General features: G+C 67.5%; 17 protein-coding genes. 5 read left to right on the forward strand and 12 right to left on the reverse strand.

The features are described from left to right. Positions 1–70 precede the first annotated feature (70 nt). The 4 genes from C1927_RS18115 to C1927_RS18130 all read left to right on the forward strand — a co-directional run bounded on the left by C1927_RS18115 (position 71) and on the right by C1927_RS18130 (position 1,878). Positions 71–523 carry a nucleoside deaminase gene (locus C1927_RS18115; RefSeq protein ID WP_079223407.1) on the forward strand — a complete coding sequence of 151 codons (453 nt, stop codon included), beginning with the start codon at positions 71–73 and terminating at the stop codon, positions 521–523. Between the two features lie 199 nt (positions 524–722). Then, positions 723–980, forward strand: coding sequence for a hypothetical protein (locus tag C1927_RS18120; RefSeq protein WP_079223408.1), 258 nt, complete (start codon positions 723–725; stop codon positions 978–980). 75 nt (positions 981–1,055) lie between these two features. Continuing rightward, positions 1,056–1,382, forward strand: a complete 327-nt coding sequence (locus C1927_RS18125) for a hypothetical protein (RefSeq protein ID WP_079223409.1) — start codon at positions 1,056–1,058, stop codon at positions 1,380–1,382. Positions 1,383–1,455: 73 nt separating this feature from the next. Next, positions 1,456–1,878 (forward strand): low affinity iron permease family protein, encoded by a 423-nt coding sequence (locus tag C1927_RS18130; RefSeq protein ID WP_079223411.1) that lies wholly within the window; start codon positions 1,456–1,458, stop codon positions 1,876–1,878. Between the two features lie 77 nt (positions 1,879–1,955). Here the strand turns inward: C1927_RS18130 and smeF are convergent, their stop codons facing one another. The 3 genes from smeF to smeD are packed head-to-tail and all read right to left on the reverse strand — an operon-like array spanning position 1,956 to position 7,713. Beyond that, complete coding sequence (gene smeF, locus C1927_RS18135; protein ID WP_152027122.1) at positions 1,956–3,353, reverse strand: multidrug efflux RND transporter outer membrane subunit SmeF; 1,398 nt, start codon at positions 3,351–3,353, stop codon at positions 1,956–1,958. Continuing rightward, the gene (gene smeE, locus C1927_RS18140; RefSeq protein WP_079223415.1) at positions 3,334–6,513 is read right to left on the reverse strand and encodes a multidrug efflux RND transporter permease subunit SmeE; all 3,180 of its coding nucleotides are present in this window, start codon (positions 6,511–6,513) and stop codon (positions 3,334–3,336) included. The genes smeF and smeE overlap by 20 nt, the downstream gene beginning before the upstream one ends. Positions 6,514–6,525: 12 nt before the next feature. After that, positions 6,526–7,713: a multidrug efflux RND transporter periplasmic adaptor subunit SmeD gene (smeD, locus tag C1927_RS18145; protein ID WP_108747396.1), complete on the reverse strand. Its 1,188-nt coding sequence runs from the start codon at positions 7,711–7,713 to the stop codon at positions 6,526–6,528. A 236-nt stretch (positions 7,714–7,949) separates the two neighbouring features. On the opposite strand from smeD, the gene C1927_RS18150 reads away from it, so the two are divergent. Next, positions 7,950–8,603, forward strand: a complete 654-nt coding sequence (locus tag C1927_RS18150; RefSeq protein WP_108747397.1) for a TetR family transcriptional regulator — start codon at positions 7,950–7,952, stop codon at positions 8,601–8,603. Between the two features lie 97 nt (positions 8,604–8,700). Here the strand turns inward: C1927_RS18150 and hslU are convergent, their stop codons facing one another. The 9 genes from hslU to C1927_RS18195 form a co-directional block, all read right to left on the reverse strand. Then, positions 8,701–10,074 (reverse strand): ATP-dependent protease ATPase subunit HslU, encoded by a 1,374-nt coding sequence (gene hslU, locus C1927_RS18155; protein WP_108747398.1) that lies wholly within the window; start codon positions 10,072–10,074, stop codon positions 8,701–8,703. A gap of 60 nt (positions 10,075–10,134) precedes the next feature. Further along, entirely contained in the window at positions 10,135–10,686 is a 552-nt protein-coding gene (hslV, locus tag C1927_RS18160) for an ATP-dependent protease subunit HslV (RefSeq protein WP_079223431.1), read from the reverse strand. A gap of 74 nt (positions 10,687–10,760) precedes the next feature. After that, complete coding sequence (locus C1927_RS18165) at positions 10,761–10,961, reverse strand: DUF3079 domain-containing protein (protein ID WP_049456730.1); 201 nt, start codon at positions 10,959–10,961, stop codon at positions 10,761–10,763. Positions 10,962–11,074: 113 nt separating this feature from the next. Continuing rightward, positions 11,075–11,956, reverse strand: coding sequence for a tyrosine recombinase XerC (gene xerC / locus C1927_RS18170; RefSeq protein ID WP_079223433.1), 882 nt, complete (start codon positions 11,954–11,956; stop codon positions 11,075–11,077). 16 nt (positions 11,957–11,972) lie between these two features. Next, positions 11,973–12,647, reverse strand: a complete 675-nt coding sequence (locus C1927_RS18175) for a DUF484 family protein (RefSeq protein ID WP_079223435.1) — start codon at positions 12,645–12,647, stop codon at positions 11,973–11,975. Further along, positions 12,644–13,495 (reverse strand): diaminopimelate epimerase, encoded by an 852-nt coding sequence (gene dapF, locus C1927_RS18180; RefSeq protein WP_079223437.1) that lies wholly within the window; start codon positions 13,493–13,495, stop codon positions 12,644–12,646. Before dapF ends, C1927_RS18175 begins: the two co-directional genes overlap by 4 nt. Next, on the reverse strand, positions 13,488–13,739 hold the full coding sequence (locus tag C1927_RS18185) for a lipoprotein (protein ID WP_079223439.1): 252 nt from the start codon (positions 13,737–13,739) through the stop codon (positions 13,488–13,490). Before C1927_RS18185 ends, dapF begins: the two co-directional genes overlap by 8 nt. A gap of 118 nt (positions 13,740–13,857) precedes the next feature. Then, positions 13,858–14,280, reverse strand: a complete 423-nt coding sequence (locus C1927_RS18190) for a YbaN family protein (RefSeq protein WP_079223441.1) — start codon at positions 14,278–14,280, stop codon at positions 13,858–13,860. A 54-nt stretch (positions 14,281–14,334) separates the two neighbouring features. Beyond that, a complete protein-coding gene (locus C1927_RS18195) occupies positions 14,335–16,446 on the reverse strand; it encodes a S9 family peptidase (protein ID WP_108747400.1) in 2,112 nt (703 codons plus the stop codon). Positions 16,447–16,586 lie beyond the last annotated feature (140 nt).

Consider the following 16,586-nt stretch of genomic DNA (forward strand, 5'->3'; position numbering starts at 1 on the left):
TCGCACCGCCGGGGCCGCTGCGGGGTAACCGGGCCTTATCATGGCGGCCCATGACCCACCGGAGCCCCGCATGATCACCACGCCCGACTACCAGGCCCTGCTGCAGACCGCCATCGCCGAAGCCCGACAGGGCCTGGCCGAGGGCGGCGTGCCGATCGGCGCGGCGCTGTACCACAACGATGGCCGCCTGCTCGGCTGCGGCCACAACCGCCGCGTGCAGGAAGGCGATCCGTCCGTGCACGGCGAAACCGATGCCTTCCGCAAGGCCGGCCGCCAGCGCCGCTACCAGGACACCATCATGGTCACCACCCTGGCCCCGTGCTGGTACTGCTCGGGCCTGGTGCGCCAGTTCAACATCGGCACCGTGGTGGTGGGTGAATCGCGCACCTTCCAGGGCGGCATCGACTGGCTGCGCGGGAACGGCGTCAACGTGATCGACCTGGACAGCCAGGAATGCGTCGACCTGCTGGGCGGCTTCATTGCGCAGTATCCGGAAATCTGGAACGAAGACATCGGCGAATAAGCGCCGCATTTCCGTTCCACGCACAGCTACATGAACGCTTCAGAGCCGGCACAGCCTTGTGCCGGCTGCCTCTGCACAGGCCGATGTGCGCTGGCGCACAGTCAGCTGGATAAACCACACACGCGCTGCTAACACCGCCTTCGCACGGCGCGCCTACGGTGGAATCACCGGGGCCTTCCTGTCCCGGGGGAGCAAGCCCATGAGCGCGCACGCCGTACGCCCCTTGCCCGACCCCGCCCTCGCCGGCATCCGCGACCGATTGACGCAGCAGTTCGCGCTGCATCGGCGTGGTGCGCCGTTCTGGGCCGCATTCCAGGACATGCAGCAGGAAATCACCCGCGATCATCCGCGCGACCACGTGCGCCTGTGCAACGCGATGGCCGACATGGCCGAAGACCTGGGTGCCGTTGAACACGCGCAGCTGATCGATGGCAACACCGGCTGCACGCCGCGCTGACACTGCATGCACCGGCACCTGCGCCACACTGCGATGAACCCCCACTCCCTGCCACCCCAACCGAATTGGAATGCCATGCACGCTGAAGTCCCCGCCATCCCACCGGTCATCGACGTTGATGCTGAGCTCGATCACTGGCGCCGGCAGCATGCCGACGGTGCCCTGCCGCACAACTCGTTCGGCTCCTACGTGCCGTGGATCAAGTTCGCCTGCGATTCGCTGATCACCCAGCCGCGCGCCAGCAACGCCGAGCGCGACGAAACGTTCCAGACCCAGTACGCCCTGCAGATCATGCCGCGCCTGAGCGAGGCGCAGGCCCGCGAATTCGTCGACCGCTGCTGGCAGCACGTCTACCAGACCAGCCGCGTGCGCCTGCAGGACGCCCCGCGCCTGCGCGCCTGAGCCCCATCGCGGCTGCACGGCCCGTGCACGGGCCGCTGCCGATCATCCTCGTCACCTGGGTGGAACGACGACGATGAAAGCAAGAAACCTGTTCAATACGATCGCCAAGAAGGCCGCGGCCGCCACCGGCTCGCCGTGGACCTTCCTGGCAGCGGTGGCGATCGTGGTGATCTGGGGCATCAGCGGCCCCGTGTTCGGCTTCAACGATACCTGGCAGCTGGTGATCAACACCGGCACCACCATCATCACCTTCCTGATGGTGTTCCTGATCCAGCACACGCAGAATTCGGACACCGCGGCGATGCAGATCAAGCTGGACGAGCTGATCCGCGCCACGGCCGACGCCAACAACGAGCTGCTGGACCTTGAGGAAATGGACGAAGAACGGCTGGAGGAGATCCGCGCCGAGTACGAGCGCATGGCCCGCGAGGCCGGCGACGCGCTGGCCCGGGTGCGCTCCTGCCGCGCGCCCCCGCGCGATGACGAGGCGGTTTGACGCGACCTGATACGGAAATGCCGGCCAGCGGCCGGCACTACCGGTAGTGCCGGCCGCTGGCCGGCATTCCCTTTACCTCAACCGCGCTCGTGCCAGCCGCCGCCCAGTACCTTGTACAGGGTGATGCGGTTGGTCTGCTGGGCCAGCTCCGTCTGCAGGCGGGTCTGCTGCGCGCTGTAGGCGGTACGACGTGCGTCCAGCAGGGTCACGAAGCTGTCCAGGCCGGCGTCATAGCGTGCCTGCGACAGGCGGTTGGCCGTTTCGGCCGCATCCACCAGGCGCTGCTGCGCGCTCACCTGCTCGTCCAGGCTGACATTCAGTGCCAGCGCGTCGGAGGTTTCGCGGAAACCGCTCTGGATCGCCTTCTCGTACTGCGCCAGGGCGATATCGCGGTCCGCATTGGCCACCGACAGGTTCGCGCGCAGCTTGCCGCCCTGGAAGATCGGCAGGGTGATCTTCGGCAGGAAACTCCACACGCGGGTGCCGCTGTCGAACAGGTTGGACAGTTCGCCCGAGCCACTGCCGATGCTGCCGGTCAGGGTGATGCTGGGGAAGAACGCAGCGCGCGCGGCACCGATGTTGGCGTTGGCCGCCAGCAGCTGGTGTTCGGCGGCCATGATGTCCGGGCGCTGCAGCAGCACGTCGCTGGGCAGGCCCGCCGGCGGCGGGGCCAGGGCCAGCAGCTGCGGTTCGATGCTGTCCGGCAGCAGGTCCGCATCGACCTGGCCACCGGCCAGCAGCGCCAGCGCGTTGCGGTCCTGGGCCAGCTGCCCGCGCAGGCGGGCGGCATCGGTACGCGCGGTTTCCACCAGCGTGCGGGTCTGGCTCAGTTCCAGACCGGAACTGCCGCCGCGTTCATGGCGGGCCTCGGCCAGGCGCAGCGAATCCTCGTAGGTCTTCAGCGTAGCCTCGGAAATCCTCAGCTGCTGCGCATCGGCACCGTAGGTCAGCCAGGCGGTGGCGGTCTCGGCCACCAGGCTCAGCTGCGCGTTGCGGCGGTTGGCGGCCACGGCGAAGTACTGCTGCAACGCAGATTCGCTGAGGTTGCGCACGCGGCCGAACAGATCCAGTTCGAAGTCGGCCACGCCCACGCCGGCGGTGAACTGCTCGGTGACGCCCGCATTGGTGCCCTGCCGTTCCATCTGGCCGGTGGCGGCCAGGCCGGGCACGCGGTCGGCGCGCTGCACGCGGTACTGGCCGCGTGCCTTTTCCACGTTCAGCACGGCCACGCGCAGGTCGCGGTTGTTGTCCAGCGCCTGGCCGATCACCTGCTGCAGGCGCTCATCGGCGAAGAAGTCACGCCAGCCCAGTGCAGCAACATCGGTGACCTCGCCCTGGCTCGCCTCGGCCGGCCACTGCGCCGGAATGCCCGGAGCAACGGCGGTGTCCTTCGGCTCCAGGGTCGAACAGCCGGCCAGGCCCAGGCTGGCGACGAGCGCCAGCAGCAAGGGGGTCTTATTCATGGGAACCTCCATGGGCAGCGTCATCGCGCGGGGCCGGCGGCGTGCCACCCCCGTTGCCCTTGTTGCGGTTGAACACGCGCTGCACCACCACGAAGAACAGCGGGATGAAGAACACACCCATCACGGTGCCCACCAGCATGCCGCCCAGCACGCCGGTACCGATGGCACGCTGCGCACCGGAACCTGCACCGGAGGCGATGGCCAGCGGCAGCACGCCCAGGCCGAACGCCAGCGAGGTCATGATGATCGGGCGCAGGCGGTCGCGCACCGCATGCATCGTCGCTTCGATCAGGCCCGCGCCCTTCTCCAGGTTTTCCTTGGCAAATTCCACGATCAGGATCGCGTTCTTGCTGGTCAGGCCCACCGTGGTCAGCATCGCCACCTGGAAGTAGATGTCGCGCTCCATGCCGCGGAAGGTGTTGGCCAGCACCGCGCCAAGGATGCCCAGCGGCGCCACCAGCAGCACCGAGGTCGGCACGCTCCAGCTTTCATACAGTGCGGCAAGGCACAGGAACACGATCAGCAGCGACAGCGTGTACAGCAGCGGCGTCTGCGAACCGGCCTGGCGTTCCTGGTAGGACAGCGCGGTCCACTCGATCTCGAAGCCGGTCGGCAGGTCCTTGGCGATGCGCTCGATCTCGGCCATGGCATCACCCGAGGCCACGCCCGCGGCAGGCTCGCCCTGGATCTCCATCGCCGACACGCCGTTGTAGCGTTCCAGGCGCGGCGAACCGTAGTCCCAGCGCTTGGACGCGAAGGCACTGAACGGCACCATCTCGCCCTGCCCGTTCTTCACCGACCAGACGTTGAAGTCGTCCGGGTTCATGCGGAACGGTGCATCGGCCATCACGTACACGCGCTTGACGCGGCCACGGTCGATGAAGTCATCGATGTAGCTGCTGCCCCACGCCGCGGCCAGGGTGTTGTTGATCGAGCTGACCGACAAGCCCAGGGCGTTGGCCTTTTCCACGTCCACGTCGATGCGCAGCTGCGGCGTGTCTTCCTGGCCGTTGGGGCGCACGTTGGCCAGCAGCTTGCTCTGGCCCGCCGCACCCAGCAGCTGGTTGCGCGCGGCCAGCAGGGCGTCGTGGCCCTTGCCGCTGGTGTCCTTCAGGAAGAACGTGTAACCCGAACCGATGCCCAGCTCCGGCATGGCCGGCGGCGGGAAGGCGAAGATGAAGGCGTCCTTGATCTGGCCCAGCGCGCCCATTGCACGCCCGGTGATCGCACCCACGCTGTGGTCGGCGTCGCGCTCCTTCCAGTCCTTCAGCTTGACGAAGGCCATGCCCGCGTTCTGGCCCATGCCGGCGAAGCTGAAGCCCTGCACGGCGAAGATGGACTCGACCGCATCGGCTTCGTTCTTCAGGAAGTGGTCTTCCAGCTTGGCCATCGCTTCCAGGGTGCGTTCCTGGGTGGCGCCGACCGGGGTCTGCACCAGCGCCATCATGATGCCCTGGTCTTCATTGGGCAGGAACGAGCTGGGCAGGCGCGCGAACAGCACGCCCATCACCACGGCCAGGGCCACGAAGATGCCCATGAAGCGCCACGGGCGATGGATGATGCCCTTCACGCCGCGCTGGTAGGTTTCGCTGGAACGGTCGAAGCCGCGGTTGAAGCCGTTGAAGAAACGGCCCAGCAGGCCGCTGTGGGCGACATGGTGCTCGCCCTTCTTCAGCGGCTTGAGCATGGTCGCGCACAGCGCCGGGGTCAGCACGATGGCCACCAGCACCGACAGCGCCATGGCCGAGACGATCGTGGCCGAGAACTGGCGGTAGATGATGCCGGTGGAGCCGCTCATGAAGGCCATCGGCACGAACACCGCCGACAGCACCAGGCCGATGCCCACCAGCGCGCCGGTGATCTGGCCCATCGACTTGCGGGTGGCTTCCAGCGGCGACAGGCCCTCTTCGGACATGATGCGCTCGACGTTCTCCACCACCACGATGGCATCGTCCACCAGCAGGCCGATCGCCAGCACCATGGCGAACATGGTCAGCATGTTGACCGAGAAGCCGAGCATGGCCAGCACGCCGAAGGTGCCCAGCAGCACCACCGGCACGGCGATGGTCGGGATGAGGGTGGCGCGGAAGTTCTGCAGGAACAGGTACATCACCACGAACACCAGCACGATCGCTTCGATCAGGGTCTTGATGACGCCCTTGATCGAGACCTGCACGAACGGGGTGGTGTCGTACGGCACGACGGTTTCAAGGCCGGCGGGGAAGCTGGCCTTCATTTCGTCCAGCGCGGTGCGCACGCCCTCAGCGGTGGCCAGCGCGTTGGCGCCGGTGGCCAGGGTGATGGCGATACCGGTGGACGGCTTGCCGTTGTAGCGGGTGACGAAGTCGTAGCTTTCCGCACCCAGTTCGACACGGGCGACGTCGCCCAGGCGCAGTTCGCTGCCATCGGTGCCGCCACGCACCAGGATGTTGCGGAACTGTTCCGGGGTCTGCAGGCGGTCCTGCGCGTTGATGGTGGCGTTGAGCTGCTGGCCCTTCACCGACGGCGCGCCGCCCAGCTGGCCGATGGCCACCTGTGCGTTCTGTGCAGTGATCGCTGCGGTCACTTCATCGACCGACAGCTTGTAGGTGTGCAGCTTGTTCGGGTCCAGCCAGATGCGCATGGCGTACTTGCCACCGAACACCTGGATGTTGCCCACGCCCGGCACGCGGCTGAGCGTGTCGACGACATTGGAGCCCACGTAGTCGGCGATGTCGTTGGCATCCATGCTGCCATCGTTGGACACGAAGCCGAGCACCTGCAGGAAGCCGCTGCTGGACTTGGCCACGTTGATGCCCTGCCGCTGCACTTCCTGCGGCAGCAGTGGCATGGCCAGCTGCAGCTTGTTCTGCACCTGCACCTGGGCGATGTCCGGGTTGGTGCCGGCTTCGAAGGTGAGGGTGATGGTGGCCTGGCCGTTGGCCGAGCTGTTGGAGGAGAAGTAGATCAGGCCGTCCAGGCCCTTCATGTTCTGCTCGATGATCTGCGTCACCGAGTCCTCGACCACCTTGGCCGATGCACCCGGGTAGGTGGCGCTGATCTCGACGGCCGGCGGGGCGACCTCGGGATACATCGACACCGGCAGCTTCATCACCGCCAGCGCACCGGCCAGCATGATGATGATGGCGATCACCCACGCGAAGATGGGTCGATCAATGAAAAAACGTGCCATGGAATTCTCCGCTTACTTCGCTTCGCCGGCCGGCTGGGCGGCAGGCTGCGGGGCGGCGTCCGGCTGTGCCGGGGCGGCGCCCTTCTCGGTGGCCTGCACCGGCATGCCGGGGCCGATCTTCTGCAGGCCTTCGACGATGACCTTGTCACCCGGCTGCAGGCCGTCCTCGACCAGCCACTTGTCGGCCAGCGCGCGGCTGACCTTCACCGGGCGCACTTCGACCTTGTTGTCCTTGCCGACCACCATGGCGCTGGTATCGCCCTTGGCATCGCGGGCGATGCCCTGCATCGGCACCAGCACGGCATCGGCGCGCACGCCGCCGCCGATCACCGCGCGCACGTACATGCCCGGCATCAGCAGGCCCTCGGGGTTGTCCACCTTCACCCGCAGCGCGTAGCTGCCGGTGGTCGGGTCGACGCTCACTTCGGAGAACTCCAGCGCGCCCTTGTGCGGGAACTCGCTGCCGTCTTCCAGCAGGATGGTGACCGGCAGGGTCTGGTTGTCCTGCAGGCGGCCGGCGGCCAGTTCGCGGCGCAGCTGCAGCAGCTCGGCCGAGGACTGGGTCAGGTCGACGTAGATCGGGGTGAGCTGCTGCACGGTGGCCAGCGCGTCGGCCTGGCCGACACTGACCAGCGCGCCCTGGGTGACGCTGGACTTGCCGATGCGGCCGCTGATCGGCGCGGTGATGCGGGCATAGCCAAGGGTGACGTTGGCCGCGTCCAGCGCGGCCTTGGCGGCACCGACGTCGGCCTCGGCCTGCTTCTGCGTGGCGACGGCGTTTTCCAGGTCCTGCTGGCTGACCGCATCGACCTTGGCCAGCTCGGTGATGCGCTTGGCGCTCAGGCGCGCGGCATTGGCGGTGGCCTCGGCACGGGCCAGCTGGGCGCGGGCGCTGTTGGCCTGGGCGCGGTAGCTGGCGTCTTCGATCTGGTACAGCGGCTGCCCTTCCTTCACCAGGCCGCCTTCAGTGAACAGGCGCTTGGCGACGATGCCACTGACCTGCGGGCGGACTTCGGCCACCAGGAAGGCATTGGTGCGGCCCGGCAGTTCGCGGGTCAGGCCCACGCTTTCCGACTTCAGGGTGACCACGGTCACCTGGCCGGGGCCCTGCTCGGGCTGTTCGGGTTGGCCACCGCAGGCGGCCACGGTCGCGGCGATGGCCAGCGACAGCAGGAAGGGGCGGATTCGGGTCAGGGGCATGGGGCTGGGGCTCGGGGAAGGGAAAAGATTCTCAGCTTGCCGTGATACGCAGCCGCATCCCGGTCCGGGGGCGCGGTTGTCGCAGCGGGCAGGCATCCCCGCGCATGGCGCAGGCATCAGCAGGCGCGCATACACGACGGGGAGCATGGGGGCGAAATATACATACATGCTTGTTTGTTTGTAAAGCGGTACAATTCAGCCAGGTTTCACCGGCACTGGTACCCACTCTCCGACCCATGGCGCGCAAGACCAAAGAAGACACCGAGGCAACCCGCGTAGGCATCCTTGATGCGGCCGAGGCCTGCTTCCATGAACACGGCGTGGCCCGGACCACGCTGGAGATGATCGGCGCCCGCGCCGGCTATACCCGTGGCGCGGTCTACTGGCACTTCAAGAACAAGACCGAGGTGCTGGCCGCGATCATCCAGCGGGTGCACCTGCCCTTCATGCAGGAACTGGAGCGCACCTCCAGCGACGAACGGCGGACGCCGATCCACGACCTGCGCGCGGTGATGATCTACTCGTTCATCGAACTGTCCGAAGACGAGCGCCTGCGCAAGACCATGGAAATCATGCTGCGCAGCGATGCCTCCTCGGAAAGCCGGGCGCTGGCCGAGCTGCAGCAGTCCGGGTTCCGCGATGCGCTGGACCGGATGGAGCGCGCCCTGCGCCGGGCGCAGGACCTGGGCCAGCTGCGCGATGGCGCCGACCCGAAGATCGCCGCACGCATGCTGCACGCCACCGTACTGGGCGTGCTGCACGGGGCGATGGTCGAACCGGAACTGATGGACCTCAAGCGCGACGGCATGCTCGCGCTGGATATGACGCTGACCGCCTACGTGAAGGAAGGCGTGTTCGTGCCGGGCTCGATTCCCGAGCCGCTGCCGTAGCCGTGGCTGCCGCCGGGCATGGCCCGGCAGTAGATCCACGCCATGCGTGGATGCCCTACGCGCAAACGAAAAGGCCGCCTTTCGGCGGCCTTCTGCATTACAGGATGTAGCGGCTCAGGTCCGGGTCCTGCACCAGCTCACCCAGGTGTGCATCGACGTAGGCGCTGTCGATGGCCAGGGTTTCGCCGTCGCGGTCCGGCGCCTCGTAGCTGAGCGAATCCAGCAGGCGTTCCAGCACGGTGTGCAGGCGGCGGGCGCCGATGTTTTCCTGGCGCTCGTTCACCTGGAAGGCGATCTCGGCCAGGCGGTCGATGGCATCGGCGGTGAAGCTGACCTTGACGCCTTCGGTGGCCAGCAGCGCTTCGTACTGCTTGGTCAGCGCGGCCTTCGGCTCGGTCAGGATGCGCACGAAGTCGTTCTTGCTCAGCGCGCCCAGCTCCACGCGGATCGGGAAACGACCCTGCAGTTCCGGAATCAGGTCGCTGGGCTTGGCCAGGTGGAACGCGCCCGAGGCAATGAATAGGATGTGGTCGGTCTTGATCGTGCCGTACTTGGTGGACACATTGGAGCCTTCCACCAGCGGCAGCAAGTCGCGCTGCACGCCTTCGCGGGACACATCACCACCGCCCACGTTATCGCCACGCTTGGCGACCTTGTCGATCTCGTCGATGAAGACGATGCCGTGCTGTTCGCAGGCTTCGATCGCCGCGGTGCGGATATCGTCCTCGTTGACCAGCTTGCCGGCCTCTTCTTCCACCAGCAGCGGGCGCGCGGCCTTGATGGTCAGCGTGCGCTTGTGCGCCTTGGCGCCGCCGCCGAGGTTGGCGAACATCGACTTCAGCTGCTGGCCCATTTCCTCCATGCCCGGCGGGGTCATGATGTCCATGCTGACGTTGGCCGCCAGGTCGAGCTCGATCTCGCGATCGTCCAGCTCGCCGTTGCGCAGCATCTTGCGGAACTTGATGCGGGTCTCGTTGTCCTGCGCCGACGGCTCGTTGCGGGCCACTTCCGGGTCGAAACCAATGCCGCCGCTGCGGCGCGGCAGCAGTGCGTCGAGGATGCGGTCTTCGGCGCGCTCTTCTGCCTGGGTACGCACGCGCACCTTGGCCTGCTCGCGGTAAAGCTTGACCGCGGTATCGGCCAGGTCGCGGATGATCTGCTCGACGTCCTTGCCGACGTAGCCCACTTCAGTGAAGCGGGTCGCTTCGACCTTCACGAACGGCGCGTTGGCCAGGGTGGCCAGGCGGCGCGCGATCTCGGTCTTGCCGACACCGGTCGGGCCGATCATCAGGATGTTCTTCGGCATCACTTCATTGCGCAGCTCAGGCACCAGCTGCATGCGGCGCCAGCGGTTGCGCAGGGCGATGGCCACCGCGCGCTTGGCGTCGTGCTGGCCGACGATGTGCCGGTCCAGTTCCTGCACGATCTCGCGCGGGGTCATGGTGGCGGAGGAAACTTCGATCTTCGACATGGATGTGCTCACGAATTCGTTGTCGGTAGCGCCGGGCCATGCCCGGCGGATCGGGGAGCGTTACAGCTCCTCGACCACCACGTTGCGGTTGGTGTAGATGCAGATGTCGCCGGCGATGCCGATCGCTTCGCTGGCAATCGTGCGCGCATCCAGTTCGGTGTGCGCCATCAGTGCGCGCGCCGCCGACAGGGCATAGGAACCACCGGAACCGATGGCGATGATGCCGTCCTCCGGCTCGATCACATCACCGGTGCCGCTGATGATCAGCGAGGTTTCCTTGTCGGCCACCGCCAGCAGGGCTTCCAGCTTGCCCAGGCGGCGTTCGGTACGCCAATCCTTGGCCAGCTCGACGGCGGCGCGCTGCAGCTGGCCATGCTTTTCCAGCTTGGCCTCGAACAGCTCGAACAGGGTGAAGGCATCGGCGGCGGCACCGGCGAAGCCGGCCAGCACCTGGCCATCGCGGCCGAGGCGGCGCACCTTGCGCGCATTGCCCTTCATCACCGTGTGGCCGAGGGTGACCTGGCCATCACCGGCAATGGCCACGTGGTCGCCGCGGCGCACGCAGACGATGGTGGTGGCGTGGAAAACATTGGGATTCTGACTGGGGTCCATGCGGCCTCCGATAGCTGTTCACGGGACATGGGGACAGCGCCGGGAGCGATCAAGCCTGCGCGGATGGCTGCCGTTCAGCGCTTGGCATGCGAAGGCCGGTCCGGATTGGGTTCGATGCCCCAGGCGAGGTACCAGTCCTCGCCCTGGGTTTCGATGGGGTGCTGGGTGCGGCCGGAGCCATTGCCACACGCCAGCGCGTCGGCCGCGCAGTAGCGGTCGCAGCCCCAGCAGATACGCTCGGGATGCTTGGGATGCAGCGGAATGGGCTTTGCCATGGCGGCGGTTCCTCGTGGCCTGCGGCCACGATGCGCCACTGTGCCCCGCCCTGCCCTGATGCAGATCAAGCGGAGGCCATGAGGCCATCGCGCCCGGCGGGCATGGCCCGGCGCTACCCGTCCTTGCTGCGGCGCTTGGCGCGCGGGTGCGCGGCGTCGTAGACCTTGGCCAGGTGCTGGAAATCCAGGTGGGTGTAGATCTGGGTGGTGGCGATGTCGGCGTGGCCGAGCAGCTCCTGCACGCCCCGCAGGTCACCGGACGATTCGAGGATGTGGCTGGCGAAACTGTGCCGCAGCATGTGCGGGTGCACGTGCTTGAACAGGCCCTGGCGCTGGGCCAGCTGGCGGATGCGGATCTGCACCGCACGCTGGCTGATCGGCCCGTTGCGGCCGGGGAACACCGGCGTGGCCGGGCCACCGCCGCTTTCCGCGCGCCAGGCCAGCAGCGCTTCGCGTGCGGGGCGGCCGAACGGCACCCGGCGCTGGCGGTTGCCCTTGCCCAGCACGTTGACCAGGCCACTGTCGAAATCCAGGTCGCGCCAGGTCAGCGCACACACTTCGCTCAGGCGCAGGCCGGAGGAATAGAACAGTTCCAGCAGCGCGCGGTCGCGACGGCCGAGTTCGCCTTCCGGCTCCAGCTCGACCAGTTGCACGGCTTCATCGGCATCGAGCACCTGCGGCAGGCGCCGCGGTGCGCGTGGCGCCTTCAGGGTGGCTGCGGGGCTCACCTCGATGCGCCCGTGCTTGAGCAGCCAGGCGTAGAAACTGCGGCAGGCGGACAGCCGGCGCTGCAGGCTCTTGGCCGACAGCCCGCGGCGGTGCTCGTCGGCGACGAACTGGCGCAGCGTTTCGGCGTCCAGTGCTTCCACCGCTACGCCGCGCGGTTCCACCCAGACCGACAGCGCGTCCAGGTCGCGGCGGTAGGCATCGAGCGTGTGCGCCGACATCCGCCGTTCCACCTGCAGGTGCTGCAGGAAGTGCTGAACCGCGCTCATCGTCGTGCGGCCCGGCTCAGCGCTCGAAGCGCTTCAGGCCAGCCACCAGGGCATCGCCCATCATGCGCAGGAACAGCGTGCCCATGCCCGGGTAGAAGCGGTTGGCATCGTGGCTGCCGACGGCGATCAGGCCGATGCCGGGCAACGGCAGCAATGCGGTGGTCTGCACCTCGTCGCTGCGCGCGCCGTACAGCACCGCGTTCTTTTCCGGCTGCAGGCGCCCGCAGATCGGCTCGCCGTCCTTCAGGCAATCGCGGAACGGGCCCAGCTGGGCATCGTCGGCGGCGATCACCTGCAGCCACTCGGCCTGCTCCAGCCCGGCCACCGGCGCGTGCACCACCAGGCGCACCAGGTCGCCGGCAAAATCTTCCTGCAGCGACGCCGCCATTGCACGCAGGGTGTCAGCGGCGGTGTCCTGCTTCATCAGGGCCAGGGTCAGCTGGTGCGTGCGCACCGCCAACCGCTCGTTGACCTGTGCGGTCGCGCCCAGGTCGGCCAACCGTCGCGCCAGCTCGCGGTTCTTCTCGCGCAGCACTTCCAGCTGGTAGCTGGCCAGCGACGCGGTGGGGCCGTCATCGCGCGGCACCACCAGGGTCAGGGCCAGGTCGGGGAACTGCTTGAGGAAGCCCGGATGCCGCCGCAACCACGCAGCGACGTCATGGCCCCCGAGCTTGTCGACGGTCTCACTCATGCGGTCCACTCCCCTTCGAAGACGAATGCGGTCGGGCCGGCCATCACCACCGGCTGGCCGTCGCCCGGCCACTGGATGCGAAGTTCGCCACCGGGCAGGCTGATGCGTGCATCGCTCTGCAGGCGGCCGCGCTGCATCAGGGTGACGGCGGCGGCACAGGCACCGCTGCCGCAGGCCAGGGTTTCGCCCACGCCCCGCTCGTACACGCGCAGGCGCGCGTGGTCCGGGCCGATCACCTGGGCGAAGCCCACGTTGACCGACTGCGGGAACGACGCATGCTGCTGCAGCAGCGAGCCGACGCGCTCGACCGGTGCGGCATCGATCAGGCCCACTTCGATGACCGCATGCGGATTGCCCATCGACACCGCCGAGAAACGCACGGTTTCGCCCTGCAGCGGCATCAGGTACTCGTCGCGCGGATGGGCGAAGCCCACCAGCGGCACCTGCGCCGGTTCGAACGCCGGCACGCCCATGGCCACCGAGAAGCGGCCATCGCCCAGCACCTGCACGTCGTGGCTGGCCAGCGGGCTGTCGATCACGAAGCGCTCGCCCTGCGCACTGCCCTCGCGCACCAGCCAGGCGGCGATGCAGCGCGCGCCGTTGCCGCACTGTTCGGAATTGGAGCCATCGGCATTCCAGATCCGGTAGGACGCCACCGAGCCTTCCGCGCGCGGGGCCTCGATGGTCAGGATCTGGTCGCAGCCCACGCCGGTATGGCGGTCGGCCAGGCGCGCGGCCAGCTGCGGGGTGGGCGGCGGCGTGCCGTCACGCAGATCGATCACTACGAAATCGTTGCCCGCGCCGTGCATCTTGCTGAAGCGCAGGGCCGTGCAGCCGGCCTTACTCATTTCCATCGTCCACCGGCTTGATCGGGTCCGGGGTGACCGAGGGGCTGCCGTCGCTGGTCGGCTGGGTCGCTTCGGGCGTGGCTTCCGGGGTGGCTTCGGGCGCGGCGGCCGGTTCGACCGTCTCTTCCACCGGCACAGGCTTCTGCGGCAGTACCAGCGGGCCCTTGTTGCCACAGGCGGACAGGAACAGCAGCGAGGCCGCTGCCAGCGGAATCAGGATGGCGTTGCGATGGGGGATCTTCATGCGCCCGAGTATAGCCATTGGCGGCTGAGCGGTAGGTAGAGTCGACCGTTGGTCGACTATCGCGCGCAGCGCGGGGTTTTCGCCGGCGGCCGGGAGAGCAGTCGACCAACGGTCGACTCTACCCCGCCGGCGGGGGCAGCGGGCGCGTCCACAGCCAGATTGCCACCACGGCCATGCTGCCGATGGAGAACCACTTCACCCAGGCGATCGGCACGCACCACAGCATGATGCCGGCGCACACGGCCATGGTGATCGTGGCCATCCACTTGCCGTAGCGGCTGACGGCGCCGTGCGCCTGCCAGTTGGCGATGGCCGGGCCGAAGCGCGGGTGCTGCAGCAGCCAGTTGTGCAGGCGCTCGGAGCCGCGCGAGGCGGCCCAGGCCGAAATCAGGATGAATACGGTGGTCGGCAGGCCCGGCACGAAGATGCCGACGATGCCGGTGCCGAGGCTGGCGTAGGCCAGCAGCCACCACGCCCAGCGGAAACGCACCACGCGCGGTGGCGGGGTGTCATCCGGAGGCGGTGGCGCAGGTGCGGTCATGGCCGCAAGGATACCGGTTCAGGGTGCCAGGCAGTGCCCGGCACCCTGTCGCGATCACGGCTGGACGATGCCCAGCTGCTGCAGCACGAACGCGTACGACTCGGACAGCTCGCGGTAGCGCTGGAAGCGCCCGGACTTGCCGCCGTGGCCAGCTTCCATGTTGGTGCGGAACACGATCGGGTAATGCCCGGTGTTGTCATCACGCAGCTTGGCCACCCACTTGGCCGGTTCCCAGTACTGCACCTGCGAATCCCACAGGCCGGTACCGACGAACAGCGCCGGATAGGCCTGCTGCTTGACGTTGTCGTAGGGCGAGTAGGACAGCATGTAGTCGTAGTACGACTTCTGCTCCGGGTTGCCCCACTCGTCGTACTCGTTGGTGGTCAGCGGGATGGTCGGGTCGAGCATGGTGGTGACCACGTCGACGAACGGCACCTGCGCCATCATCACCCGGTAATCCTGCGGCGCCTGGTTGGCCACCGCGCCCATCAGCAGGCCGCCGGCGCTGCCACCGGAGGCGGCCACTCGATCCTTCGCCGCCCAGCCCTGGGCCACCAGGCCGCGGGTGACGTCGATGAAGTCGTTGAAGGTGTTCTGCTTGTGCAGCAGCTTGCCGTTCTCGTACCAGTCGCGGCCCATCTCCTGGCCACCGCGGATATGGGCGATGGCATACACCACGCCACGGTCAAGCAGGCTCACCGCCGTCTGGTTGAAGTACGGGTCCATCGACATGCCGTAGCTGCCGTAGGCGTACTGGAACAGCGCGCCCGTGCCGTCCTTCTGGTAGCCCTTGCGGTAGACCAGCGACACCGGCACCTTCACCCCGTCGCGCGCGGTGATCCAGACGCGGTCGGTTTCGTACTTCGAGGCGTCATAGCCGATCACCGGCTGCACCTTCAGCTGGCGGCGCTCGCCGGTGGCGGTGTTCAGCTCGAACACCGTGGTCGGGGTGGTCATCGAGGTGTAGACGTAACGCAGCCACGGCGTATCGGCCTCGGTGTTGTCGCCCAGGCCCGTCGAATACGCCGGCTCGTCGGCCTTCACGTAATCGCTGCGGCCATCCTTGAACAGCAGGCGGATGCGCTCCAGGCCTTCGGAACGCTCGGCAATGGCGGTGTACGCATCGAACAGCTCGAAGCCTTCGATGAACACCGCATCGTCGTGCGCGATCCAGTCCTTCCACTGCGCGCGGGAGGTGGTATCGGTCGGGGCGGTGACCAGCTTGAAGTTCTTCGCGCCATCGTTGGTGCGGATCACCCAGCGGCCATCGTAGTGGTCGGCGTCGTACTCGACGTCACGCTGGCGCGGCGCCAGTACGGTGAAGGTCGTCGGGTCGCTGGCCGGCGCGTAGCGCTCTTCCGAGGACACGGTGCTGTGCACGCCGATGGTGATGAAGCGATCGTCGCGGGTGCGGCCGATGCCCATGTAGAAGCTGTCGTCCTTCTCTTCATAGACGACGGTGTCGGCGCTGGCCGGGGTGCCCAGCACGTGCTTCTTCACCCGCACGGTCAGCAGCGTTTCCGGATCGTTCTCGACATACAGCACGGTGCGGTTGTCGTCGGCCCAGACCAGGTCGCCGGAGCTGCCGGTGATGACGTCGGGCAGCACCTTGCCAGTGGCCAGGTCCTTGAAGCGGATCGTGTACTGGCGGCGGCCGACATCATCGTCGGCCCAGGCCAGCAGCTGGTTGTCCTGGCTCACCTCCATCGAACCGACGCTGAAGTAGCCCTTGCCGGCGGCCATCGTATTGACGTCCAGCAGGATTTCCTCGGCGGCATCCATGCTGCCCTTGCGGCGCGCGTGGATGGGGTAATCCTGGCCGGTCTCGTAGCGGCTGTAGTACCAGTAGCCGCGCTCGCGCGCCGGCACGCTGGCATCGTCCTGCTTGATGCGGCCGACGATCTCCTTGTACAGGGTGTCTTCCAGCGGCTTCAGCGGCGCCAGCAGCTGGTCGGTGTAGGCATTCTCGGCCTGCAGATAGGCCAGCATGTCCTTGTTCTCGCGCTTGTCGTCGCGCAGCCAGTAGTAGTCGTCGTTGCGGGTGGCGCCGAACGGCGCCTTGACCACGTGCGGGTGCTTGGCGGCATCCGGCGGAACGGGCGGGGTGGCGGCGGTAACGGTGCTGGTCATCAGGCTGGCAAGCAACAGGCAGAGGGTGGATTTCATGAGATAAGGCTCCTTGAGGGGCAATGCAATGGCGTCCTTGTGCCTGAGTCTGGGTTGCGGGAGGACCGTGGGCAACCCTGCGGATCGTCACGGGTAGTGCCGGCCGCTGGCCGGCAACCTCAGCCGGCCAGCGGCCGGCA

Source organism: Stenotrophomonas sp. ZAC14D1_NAIMI4_1, assembly GCF_003086775.1.
Lineage (GTDB): Bacteria > Pseudomonadota > Gammaproteobacteria > Xanthomonadales > Xanthomonadaceae > Stenotrophomonas.